This window comes from Saccharopolyspora sp. (genome assembly GCF_017434145.1).
In the GTDB taxonomy this organism is placed as follows: domain Bacteria; phylum Actinomycetota; class Actinomycetes; order Mycobacteriales; family Pseudonocardiaceae; genus Saccharopolyspora_C; species Saccharopolyspora_C galaxeae.
The window spans coordinates 1-10245 of the sequence record NZ_JAFRFW010000731.1; the positions used below are offsets into that span (position 1 = coordinate 1).

A 10245-nucleotide genomic window follows, 5' to 3' on the forward strand; every position below is an offset into this window, starting at 1 on the left:
ACTCGCGCGCCGCGTTCGGCCCGCGCGACACCGCGCATCCGCAACGCGAAGCCCACGTTGCCGGCGACGTCGCGGTGCGGGAACAACTGCCCGTCCTGGAAGACCAGGCCGAACCCGCGCCGGTGCACCGGCACCCTGGCGAGGTCCCGGCCGTCCCACCGGATCTGGCCGGCAGCCGGCTCCTCCAGCCCGGCGACGGCCCGCAACAACGTCGACTTGCCACAACCGGACGGACCGAGCAAAGCCAGCACTTCCCCGTCGCGCAACGCCAAGGAAACATCGCGCACCGCTGCTACCGCCCCGAAACGCACGGTGAGACCGCGCAGTTCCAGCCCCATCAGAATTCCTCCACCGCGTCGGTGCGGATCCGCAACCGTTCGACGAGTACGACCGCCAGCACGGTGACGATCATGAGCAAGGTGCACGCCGCGTACGCCATCTGCGTGTTCAGCTCGCCCGGCCTGCCCAGCAGCCGCCCGATCGCGACCGGCAACGTCGGCGCGTCCGGCCGGGCGAGAAAGCTGGTCGCCCCGAACTCGCCGAGTGCGACCACGAATCCGAACCCGGCCGCGCCCAGCACGGACCGCGCCGCCAACGGCACGTCCACCTCCCGGTGCACCCGCCAAGGCCCGGCCCCGAGCGTCGCCGCCGCCTGTCGAAGCCGGTCATCGATGGACCGCAGCACCGGCAACACCATGCGGATCACGAGCGGCGTCACCACGAGAGCTTGCGCGAACGGCACCAGCAGCGGCGAAGTCCGCAGGTCGCCGGGCAACAGGTGCAGCGTGATCAGGTATCCGAAACCGACGGTCACCGCGGAGACTCCGAGCGGCACCATCAGCACCACGTCAAGGGACTCGGCGAGCGCGCGCCGCCGCACGGCGACCAGCACGAACGACGCCAGCAATCCGAGCAGCAACGCCATCCAGGTCGCGTCGACGGCCGTGCGCACCGAGTTCAACCCGGCCTCGAGGCCGGTGACTTCCAACGTCCCCTGCTGCCCGGTGCCCAGCAGCGCCCGATATCCCGCCAGGCCCCAACCATCCCTTGTGGACACCGAGCGCACCAGCAAGCCGGCGATCGGCGCCAGCAATCCGCAAACCACCAGGCCCGCCGCCCCCACCACGAGCCACTGCGCGCCTTGCGGACGGCGCGCAGTGCCCGCTGCGGACCGCAGGCGCAACGCGGTTTCCCTGCGGCGCCGCGCGAACGAGGCCGCTAGCAACGCCGTCACGACCGCCGCCAGCTGCAACAGCGACAGCGCCGCCGCACCCGGCAGGTCCAGCAACTGCACCGTGCGCAGGTATATCTCGGTCTCCAAGGTCCGGTACTGCCCGCCGCCCAGCACCAGCACCACACCGAAACTCGTGGCGCAGAAGAGGAAAACCACGGCGGCCGCGGACCCCAGCGCAGGCAGCAGCGCGGGCAACGTGACCGAGGTGAACGCCCGCAGCTTCGACGCTCCCAGCGATCGGGCCGCGTCTTCGGCCCGACGGTCGAGGTGGGTCCACAACCCGCTCACCGTGCGCGCCACGACCGCGACGTTGAAGAAGGCGTTGGCGAGCACGATCGGCAGAACCGCACCGGACTCGACGTCGAACAGCGCGCGAAAGGCCATGCCGACCACGATCGTCGGCAACACGAACGGCACCGTCACGACCGCACGCAGCACCGCACGGCCCGGGATCAACGAACGAGCCAGCACGTACGCCAACGGCACGCCCGCGATCAGCGCCACCGCTGTGGACGCCGCTGCCTGTCCGAGCGTGAACGCCACCAACCGCCAGGTCGACGCCTCCGCCAGCACCTCGCCGACGTTCCCGTGCAGCCCCATTCCGATGATCGCTGCCACCGGCCATGCGAAGAACAGCCCGAGAAATCCGAGCACGACGCTCGCGGCTGCCGGGACCGCCAGCCGGTTGTGCGGGCTCATCCGCGAACCAAGGTTCGCCACTGCTGGACCCAGCGGTCCCGATTCCGCTCCACTTCGGACGCGGGCAGCTCGGCCGGTCGCGGCGGCAGCGGTGCGCTGGCCGACCAGTTCGGTGGCAGCGGCACCCCGTCCACCGCCGGGTAGACGTACATCTGTTCCGGCGCTTGGCGCTGGAACTCCCGCGACAGCAGGAAGTCAACCAACTGACCAGCGCCCTGCGGGTCCTTCGCCCCGGCCAGCACGCCCGCGTACTCGACCTGCCGGTAGCAGGTGTCCAGCAGCGCCTTGGTGCGCGGCTTGCCGTCGTCGCCGACCTCCGCGGCCGGCGACGAGGCGTAGGACAGCTCAATGGGGCGTGGCCCGTGTTCGGCGGCAGCGGAGAAGTCCTGGTTGTAGACCTCCTCCCAACCGGAGGAGAGCTTGACGTCGTTCGCCGCGAGTTCCCGCCAGTACTGCTGCCATCCCGGGTCGCCGAACGCAGCGACCGTCCCGAGCAGGAAGGCCAAGCCGGGCGAGGACGTCGTCGGATCCGGAACGGCTGTCAGGCCGCGGTAGCGCGGTTCGGTGAGGTCTCGCAGCGTCGCGGGCTCCGGCATCCGGTGCGCGGCGAACCACTCGGTGTCGATGTTCACGCACACGTCCGCCACATCCACCGCGGTGAGGCGGTTTTGCCGGTCCTGGGCGTAGCGATGCGGTCCCTGGTCGGCATCGGCGGCCCGGTACGGCGCGAACACGCCTTCCCGCAGCGTGCGGGACGCGAAGGTCGAGTCCACGCCGTAGGCGACGTCCCCGAGCGGCGCTGCCTTGGACAGCACCAGCTTGTTGGCGAGCTCACCGGCGTCGCCGCTGGTGCGGACTTCGACGTGGATTCCGGAACGCTGCTCGAATTCCGCCAGCAGCCGGGGATCCACCACGAACGAGTCGTGCGCGACCAAGGTCACCGTGCGCTGCGCGGGCTCCTGGCCGACCAGGAGCGAACATCCGGCGGTCAACGTGATCACGGCGACCGCCGCGACCCACCGGACCAACGCGGTCCATCGCAACGAGCGGTGCTGCGAGGAAGGGGACAGTGATAAGCGGGGCAACGATCCTCCCGAACGGCGAGCCGATATCGGCCACGCGACGTCGAGCGGATCGCGGTACCTCCCTGCGCCGGCATGATCCGGTTCAGGTGCGGACGGTCGAGGGGAAGCGCCCCTCCTCTCAGCCCAGCGCGCTGGACTCCCGTGGCGCGAGCAGTCTACGTGCCGACCACGCCAACGGATGCCCGAAGGTCGCATCCGGCGCGATCAAGTACCACCATGTGGGCATGACCGGACTATTGAACGACACGCAGGTTTCCGAAGCGCTGCGAAGCCTGCCGGAGTGGGAGCAGGACGGCACCCGGCTGTCCCGGACCGTCGAGTTCGACAGCTTCCCGCAGGCCATCCAGGGCGTGAACCGGATCGCGGAGATCGCCGAGAACGAGAGCCACCACCCCGACTTCGACGTGCGGTGGCGCAAGGTGACGTTCTACTGCAGCACGCATTCCGAAGGCGGCATCACCGCCAAGGACGTGTCCATGGCCGAGGAGATCGACGGAGTCGTCGACGCGCTCTCCCAAACCTGAGCTTCGTCAACCGCGCGCGAGTTCGGCTGCTTCGGTGGCGCAGCCCCAGGACAGCGCCACCCCGCAGCTGCCGTGCCCGTAGTTGTGCACGATCTTCGCACCACCGAATCGCTCCACCTCGACCCGAACCGCGTCCCTGCCGGGACGCAGCCCGACCTTCTCCTCCAACACGACGGCCCCGGACAGCAGCGGGTCAACTCGCGCACAACGGCGAAGAATGCCGTCGGTCGTCCCGCCCTCGGCGGTCCGGGACCAGTCGTGTTCCACGGCGGTGCTGCCGAGCACGACGTGGCCGCCGTGCGGCATGACGGCGACGGGCTCCTCGCCCGGTCCGATTTCCACGAAGTACTCGTCGATCCCGGGATTGCGGACCACGACCTGCTGACCGCGCACCGGGCGGACACCGGGGTCACCGATGAGTTCGTGCGCGCCGACTCCCGTGCAGTTGACCACGACGCTCGCTTCCTCGGCCGCTTCCGCCAGCGAGGACACCGGGCTGTGCAGCAATTCCCCGCCGGCCGCGCGGAAACGTTCGGTGAGGTGGTCCAGGTAGCGCGGCATGTCGATCAGCGGAACGGTCCCGCGGTAGCCGCTGACGAAACCTTCCGGTAGTTCGTCGGGCCGGCAGCGGCGCAGATCCGGCAGCAGTTCCGCCTCGGGTGGCACCTGGTCTCCCAGGTCGAAGCGCGCGGCCATCCGCCCGTACTCGAGGTGCACGCCGGTCGCCGGGTCCGCGGCGAGTTCGACGAACCGGTGGTACGAGGTGGTGACCCAGCCCAGCACCCGGTCGGCAGGTTGCAGCAGCGCCGGTCCCCACATCGCGCCGGCGGCTGCGGAGGTCGTCGCGCGCGGGTGTTCCGACGTGCGAATGCGCACCGGGGTTCCGGTTTCCGCGAGCGTGACCGCAGTGCTCAACCCGGCCACGCCGGCACCGATGACCAGTACAGATTCCTCGAGCGGCATGCTCGGCACGCTAGCAGCGCCGCCGGATGGCGGTGGTTCTTCAGCTGATGTGCGCTCGCCGGACCGCTTCGGCGTCGAACGTGCCGCCGAGTTCGGGAGCGAGCGCGGTCCGCGCGATGTCGCGGAACGCGGCTGAAGCCGTCGCGCCGTGCGGCAACGCCCCGGCCAACGGTGCCGCGCTGACTTCCGGCAGATCGGCCAGGTTGCACCGCGTGGCCAAGTCCGGCTCACGCGGCCAGTCGCCGATCACCACACCGGAGCACCGCAACCCGCGCGTGCGCAACGCCTCCGCGGTGAGCGCGGCGACGTTCAACGCCCCGAGGCCGGCGTGCGTCACGACCAGTACCGGAGCTTCCAGTTCGGAGGCGATGTCGGCGATCGTGCCGCCTTCGTCGTCGAAGCGGACCAGCAGTCCGCCTGCGCCTTCGATGAGCACGAGATCGTGCGTGCCGGCGAGTTCCCGCGCTGCATCCGCGACGGCGCTGGGCCGCACTGGCTCCGCACCGGCCCGGCGCGCCGCCGTCGCCGGAGCCAGCGGTTCCGGATACCTGCCGAGTTCGACGGTGGTGACCGGCCCCGTCAACGCTCGCACCTGCGCGAGATCACCGTCTTCGCCGGGTTCGACCCCGGTCTGCGCGGGTTTGACAACTGCTGTGCTCCCCGGCGCGAGCGCGGCGACCGCGGCGGTGACCGCGGTCTTGCCGATCTCCGTGCCGGTTCCGGTGACGATCAGGAACATCTTCAGCCCTCCCGAGCCGCGGCGAGAGCGGCCGCGCAGATCGCGGCGAGGTCGTCGTCCCCGGTCACGTACGGCGGCATCGTGTAGATCAGCTTCCGGAACGGCCGCAGCCACACCCCGCTGCGCAGCGCCGCGCTGCTCGCGGCGGACATGTCCACGTCGTGATCGAGCTCGACGACTCCGATCGCTCCGAGCACCCGGACGTCGACCACTCCCGACAGGTCCCAGGCGGGAGCGAGTCCGCTGGTGAGCCCGCGCTCGATGCGTTTCACCTCGGCCTTCCAGTCCTGCCCGAGCAGCAGATCGGTCGACGCCCGGGCCACCGCGGCGGCCAGCGGGTTGCCCATGAACGTCGGCCCGTGCGCCAGAACCGGAACGGACCCGCCGGAGATCCCTTCGGCGATGCGCGGCGTGCACAGCGTTCCGGCCATCGTCAGATACCCACCGGTGAGCGCTTTGCCCAGGCACAGCACGTCCGGGCTGACCCCGGCGTGGTCGGCGGCGAATAGCTCGCCGGTGCGCCCGAACCCGGTGGCGATCTCGTCGAAGATCAGCAGCACGTCGTGCTCGTCAGCGAGTTCCCGCAGCACCCGCAGGTACTCCGGGGAGTGGAACCGCATTCCTCCTGCGCCCTGCACCACGGGTTCCACGATCACCGCGGCGACGTCTTCGGCGTGCCGGGCGAACTGCTCGGCGAGGTGATCGGCATAGGCCGGGTCGAATTCCGCGGGCGGTGCTTCCGCGAAGATCTGCGGCGGTAGCGCGGAGCCCCACAAGTGGTGCATCCCGCCTTCCGGGTCGCACACCGACATGGGGTGCCAGGTGTCACCGTGGTACCCGCCACGCCAGGTCAGCAGCCGCCGCTTGTGCGCGCGCCCCGTGGAGCGCTGGTACTGCAGGCACATCTTGATCGCGACTTCCACCGACACCGAGCCGGAGTCGGCCAGGAACACGTGCCGCAGCGGTTCCGGGGTGATCCGGACCAGCCGTTCGGCCAGTTCGACCGCGGGTTCGTGGGTGAGGCCGCCGAACATCACGTGGCTCATCCGGTCGAGCTGCCCGCGCACCGCATCGTCGAGCACCGGGTGCCGGTAGCCGTGGATCGCGGCCCACCACGACGACATGCCGTCGATGAGTTCGCCGACCCCGCCGACCGGTTCGGCCAGCCGCAACCGCACACCTTCCGCGGAGTCCACCAGCAGCGGCTCGGTCGTCGCGGGCATCGCGCCGTAGGGATGCCAAACGTGTTCCCGGTCCAGGTCGAGCAGGGTTCGATGGGACTGCATGCGCCGCATGATTCCGCAGTCCGGGCGCGCGGGCGGACGCCGCCCCGGTAGCGCCGGCTCGGGCCCGTGCTCGCCGCCGGATCGCTGTGGCGCGTCGATCGGATCGACCGCGATGCCGAGTGACAGCCCCGCGCGGTGCGGTTGATCACCGCCTCCCGCAGTTCACCCGGAACTCCACGCCGGGTTTCTGCGCGGATTCGCGGATTAGTCTTCCAGAATGGTGATCGTGCCGGTGCCCCCGCAGTTACCGCAACCCTTGCCGTTGCAGTCTCCGCAGATGGACGTGATGAGCTGCATGCGCCCAACATAAAGCGGCCGGTAACGCGGTGCGAATCACGAGGGTATTAGGTTCCTGGTGCGCAGCCCCCGATGCGCGCGCTGCGCGACCGGCCGGGCCGAACATTTCACTCGGACGAGCTGAAATGCCGGCGATATTCCCCGGGAATTTGCCGATCGACGCGTGACGTGACCCCGATCGGGGGTCAACCGATCGACAATGAACCGGTCGGGTTGCGCCGCGAAACCGAATTGCCGCGGGACGCGCCACCGCGAAACTCCAGCGGCCTCACACGTTGAAGCGGAACTCCACCACGTCGCCGTCGGACATGATGTACTCCTTGCCTTCCATCCGGACCTTGCCCGCCGAGCGGGCCGCCTGCATGGAACCGGCCTCGATCAGGTCCGGGTAGGAAACGATCTCGGCCTTGATGAAACCGCGTTCGAAATCGGTGTGGATCACCCCGGCCGCCTGCGGAGCGGTGGCGCCCTGCGGAATCGTCCAGGCGCGGGCCTCCTTCGGCCCGGCGGTCAGATAAGTCTGCAGGCCCAAGGTGTGGAACCCGGCGTGGGCCAGCGCATTCAGGCCCGGCTCCGGCTGCCCGACGGACTCCAGCAGCTCGCGGGCGGATTCCTCGTCCAATTCGATCAGTTCGGATTCGACCTTGGCGTCCAGGAACACCGCGTCGGCGGGCGCCACCAGGTCGCGCAACTGCTGCTTGCGCTGCTCGTCGGCCAGCACGCCCTCATCGGCGTTGAACACGTACAGGAAGGGCTTGGTGGTGAGCAGGTTCAGCTCGCGCAGCTCGGGCACCTCGGTGCCCTTGTTCGCGGCGAACAGGGTGGTGCCACCGTCGAGGATCTCCTTAGCCTCGTACACCGCATCCAGCGCGGGGCGCTTGTCCTTGCGGGTGCGGGCTTCCTTCTCCAGCCGGGGCAGCGCCTTCTCCAGCGTCTGGATATCGGCGAGGATCAGCTCGGTGTTGATCGTTTCGATGTCATCGGCCGGGTTCACGTCGCCGTCCACGTGCACCACGTCGCTGTCGTCGAAGACGCGGATGACCTGGCAGATCGCGTCCGCCTCGCGGATGTTCGCGAGGAACTTGTTGCCCAGCCCCTGGCCTTCGGACGCGCCCTTGACGATGCCCGCGATGTCCACGAACGAGACGGTGGCGGGCACCACCTTCTCGGAGGAGAACATCCCGGCGAGTTCGCCGAGGCGGCCGTCGGGCAACGGCACCACGCCCACGTTCGGCTCGATGGTCGCGAACGGGTAGTTCGCGGCGAGCGCGTCGTTGCTGGTCAGCGCGTTGAACAGGGTGGACTTACCGACGTTGGGCAGCCCGACGATTCCGAGGGTGAGACTCACGGGCCGTGAGTCTAGGTGGTACGGGCACGATCTCCGCCCACCCCTCCTGACGTGCGCAGCGATCGGAGTGAACGGACTCTTCGCCCGATTCGTTCGGACCAGCGGTCCGTTCACTCCGACGCATCGGCTCGCGGGGGAGTCAGTCGTCCTGCTCCTGCTCGTCACCGTCCTGCTGGTCGTCTTGCTGGTCGCCGTCCTGCTGCTCTTGCTGCTGCTGTGGCGGCGGGGCGGGGTCGTTGCAGCCCGCGGTGACGGTCAGCGCCAGCATCGCCGCCGCCACCCCACCGGCGATCTTGAAACCGCGTGCGGTCGTGGAATTTGCCATGAAGCCGACATTAGGGATCAATCGAGCCGGTGTCACCTACTCCGCGCCGAGCGTTCGCGTGCCACGGCATGTCGGTGGCCTTGCCAGAATCGACGCCGTGCCGACCGAGCCCTGCCCGACCTCGACCGACGACGAGCTGAACGTTCGCCTGCCGTTCCGCCCTCCGCTCGACGCAGCGGCCCTGTTCGGGTTCCTGCGCGCCCGCGCGGTCGGCGGCGTGGAGGACGCCGGGGCCGAGCACTACTCCCGTGCGCTGCGACTTGCGCACGGTGCGGGGACGGTGACGCTGCGGCCTCGGCGAGATCACGTCGCCGCGACACTGCGGCTCGCCGACCAGCGCGACCGGGACAGCGCGATCGCGCACTCGCGCAGGCTGCTCGATCTCGACGCCGATCCGGCCGCGGTGGCCGAAGTCCTCGACGGCGACCCGGCACTCGCTCCGATGCTGCGCAAGCACCCCGGCGTCCGGGTCCCCGGAAGCGTGGACGGCGCGGAGATCGTGGTGCGGGCCGTCCTCGGGCAGCAGGTGTCCGTGGCCGCCGCGCGTACCGCGGCGCAACGGCTCACCGAAGCCCTCGGGGAGCCGTTGACCTGCGCGGGCGGCACGATCACGAGGCTGTTCCCCACACCCGCAGCGATCGCGTCCGGAGTCACCGGAGTGCTCACCGGGCCGAAGCGGCGCACCGAGGCGTTGCGGCTCGTGTGCGAGGCGTTGGCGGACGGCTCGCTGCTGGTCGAACCGGGCCGGGACGCCGATGAGATCAGCGCGCAGCTGCAAACTTTCCCGGGCATCGGCCCGTGGACGGCGAACTACGTGGCGCTGCGCGTGCTCGGGGCCGCGGACGTGCTGCTCGACGGTGATCTCGCGATGCGCCGCGGCGCCGCCGAACTCGGACTGCCCGACCGGCCCGGCGCGCTGCGAGCTCACGCGCAGCGTTGGCGCCCGTGGCGTTCCTACGCCGGGATGCTGTTGTGGCTGGCGAACCAGCGACCTATCTGAGGGCTCCGCGGGTCAAGCGTCGAGTTCGATCGTCGATCCCGCCCGCGACTTGCGGATGCGCAGCCGCATCCCGATCCGTTGCCGCATCTCGTCCACGTGCGAGACCAGGCCGATCACCCGCCCGCCCGCGCGCAGCTCGTCCAGCGTGTCCATCACGAGATCAAGGGTGTTCGCGTCGAGCGTGCCGAAACCTTCGTCGATGAACAGGGTGTCCAGCAGCGCCCCGCCCGACTCACCGGCGACGACGTCGGCCAGGCCCAGCGCCAGCGAAAGCGAAGCCATGAACGACTCACCGCCGGAGAGCGTCTTCGCCGACCGCGTCCGCCCGGAGTAGTCGTCGAGCACGTCGAGCCCGAGCCCGCCGCGCGTGCCGCGCGCTCCGGCCGCGTCGGAGTGCACGAACGAGTAGCGCCCACCGCTCATCCGCTGCAGCCGGCGGGTGCCCGCGATCGCGACCTCCTCCAGCCGCGCGGCCAGCACGGACGAGCGCAGCGACATCTTCCGCGCGTTCTGCCCGCGGCCGTTGACCACGTCGGTGAGCGCGTCCAGCTCGTCGTACTCGGCTTTCGCGGGACCGAGTTCGTCCCATTCCTTCCGCAGCCGTTTCGCCAGGTCGGTGAGGTCGCGGTGGCGCTGGTCCAGGCGTTGCTCGGTCGCCATGGCGCGTTCAGCGGCCTCGCGGGCGGTGGTGGCGGCTTCGGCCGCGACTTCCAGGCCGACCTCGGTGCCCGCGTCGACGCCGAAG

The 10245-nt window shown here is 70.0% G+C and carries 11 protein-coding genes and 1 riboswitch; of the genes, 2 read left to right on the plus strand and 9 right to left on the minus strand.

The annotated features are described in order from the left end of the window. From IJH84_RS19830 to IJH84_RS19840, 3 genes are all read right to left on the minus strand, one after another. Positions 1 to 338 (minus strand): ATP-binding cassette domain-containing protein (locus IJH84_RS19830; RefSeq protein WP_295147370.1); only part of this gene is annotated, 338 nt, incomplete at its 3' end. Continuing rightward, a complete protein-coding gene (locus IJH84_RS19835) occupies positions 338 to 1933 on the minus strand; it encodes an iron ABC transporter permease (protein ID WP_295147375.1) in 1596 nt (531 codons plus the stop codon). The genes IJH84_RS19830 and IJH84_RS19835, both read right to left, overlap by 1 nt. Beyond that, positions 1930 to 2961 (minus strand): thiamine ABC transporter substrate-binding protein, encoded by a 1032-nt coding sequence (locus IJH84_RS19840; RefSeq protein ID WP_295147378.1) that lies wholly within the window; start codon positions 2959 to 2961, stop codon positions 1930 to 1932. Before IJH84_RS19840 ends, IJH84_RS19835 begins: the two co-directional genes overlap by 4 nt. Positions 2962 to 3060: 99 nt before the next feature. Beyond that, positions 3061 to 3171, minus strand: a riboswitch (TPP riboswitch). A 71-nt stretch (positions 3172 to 3242) separates the two neighbouring features. Between IJH84_RS19840 and IJH84_RS19845 the strand changes: the two genes are divergently transcribed. Continuing rightward, complete coding sequence (locus IJH84_RS19845; RefSeq protein ID WP_200073264.1) at positions 3243 to 3542, plus strand: 4a-hydroxytetrahydrobiopterin dehydratase; 300 nt, start codon at positions 3243 to 3245, stop codon at positions 3540 to 3542. A 6-nt stretch (positions 3543 to 3548) separates the two neighbouring features. On the opposite strand, the gene IJH84_RS19850 is transcribed toward IJH84_RS19845, so the two are convergent. The 5 genes from IJH84_RS19850 to IJH84_RS19870 all read right to left on the minus strand — a co-directional run bounded on the left by IJH84_RS19850 (position 3549) and on the right by IJH84_RS19870 (position 8500). After that, complete coding sequence (locus IJH84_RS19850; RefSeq protein WP_200073263.1) at positions 3549 to 4505, minus strand: FAD-dependent oxidoreductase; 957 nt, start codon at positions 4503 to 4505, stop codon at positions 3549 to 3551. Between the two features lie 40 nt (positions 4506 to 4545). Beyond that, entirely contained in the window at positions 4546 to 5244 is a 699-nt protein-coding gene (bioD, locus tag IJH84_RS19855; RefSeq protein WP_295147385.1) for a dethiobiotin synthase, read from the minus strand. Between the two features lie 2 nt (positions 5245 to 5246). Next, positions 5247 to 6530, minus strand: a complete 1284-nt coding sequence (locus IJH84_RS19860; protein ID WP_295147388.1) for an adenosylmethionine--8-amino-7-oxononanoate transaminase — start codon at positions 6528 to 6530, stop codon at positions 5247 to 5249. A gap of 565 nt (positions 6531 to 7095) precedes the next feature. Beyond that, a complete protein-coding gene (ychF, locus tag IJH84_RS19865) occupies positions 7096 to 8175 on the minus strand; it encodes a redox-regulated ATPase YchF (RefSeq protein WP_200073256.1) in 1080 nt (359 codons plus the stop codon). A 139-nt stretch (positions 8176 to 8314) separates the two neighbouring features. Then, the gene (locus tag IJH84_RS19870) at positions 8315 to 8500 is read right to left on the minus strand and encodes a hypothetical protein (protein ID WP_200073255.1); all 186 of its coding nucleotides are present in this window, start codon (positions 8498 to 8500) and stop codon (positions 8315 to 8317) included. Between the two features lie 97 nt (positions 8501 to 8597). On the opposite strand from IJH84_RS19870, the gene IJH84_RS19875 reads away from it, so the two are divergent. After that, a complete protein-coding gene (locus IJH84_RS19875; RefSeq protein ID WP_295147394.1) occupies positions 8598 to 9500 on the plus strand; it encodes a DNA-3-methyladenine glycosylase in 903 nt (300 codons plus the stop codon). A gap of 12 nt (positions 9501 to 9512) precedes the next feature. Here IJH84_RS19875 and IJH84_RS19880 read toward each other — a convergent pair. Continuing rightward, positions 9513 to 10245, minus strand: a 733-nt coding sequence (locus IJH84_RS19880; RefSeq protein WP_295147397.1) for an SbcC/MukB-like Walker B domain-containing protein, incomplete at its 5' end; no start/stop codon positions are given.

Bases quoted from the DNA above. Each gene is read 5' to 3' on its own strand.
- IJH84_RS19835 (WP_295147375.1), bottom strand. From the start codon at position 1,933: ATGAGCCCGCACAACCGGCTGGCGGTCCCGGCAGCCGCGAGCGTCGTG.
- IJH84_RS19845 (WP_200073264.1), top strand. From the start codon at position 3,243: ATGACCGGACTATTGAACGACACGCAGGTTTCCGAAGCGCTGCGAAGC.
- IJH84_RS19850 (WP_200073263.1), bottom strand. From the start codon at position 4,505: ATGCCGCTCGAGGAATCTGTACTGGTCATCGGTGCCGGCGTGGCCGGG.
- bioD (WP_295147385.1), bottom strand. From the start codon at position 5,244: ATGTTCCTGATCGTCACCGGAACCGGCACGGAGATCGGCAAGACCGCG.
- IJH84_RS19860 (WP_295147388.1), bottom strand. From the start codon at position 6,530: ATGCAGTCCCATCGAACCCTGCTCGACCTGGACCGGGAACACGTTTGG.
- IJH84_RS19870 (WP_200073255.1), bottom strand. From the start codon at position 8,500: ATGGCAAATTCCACGACCGCACGCGGTTTCAAGATCGCCGGTGGGGTG.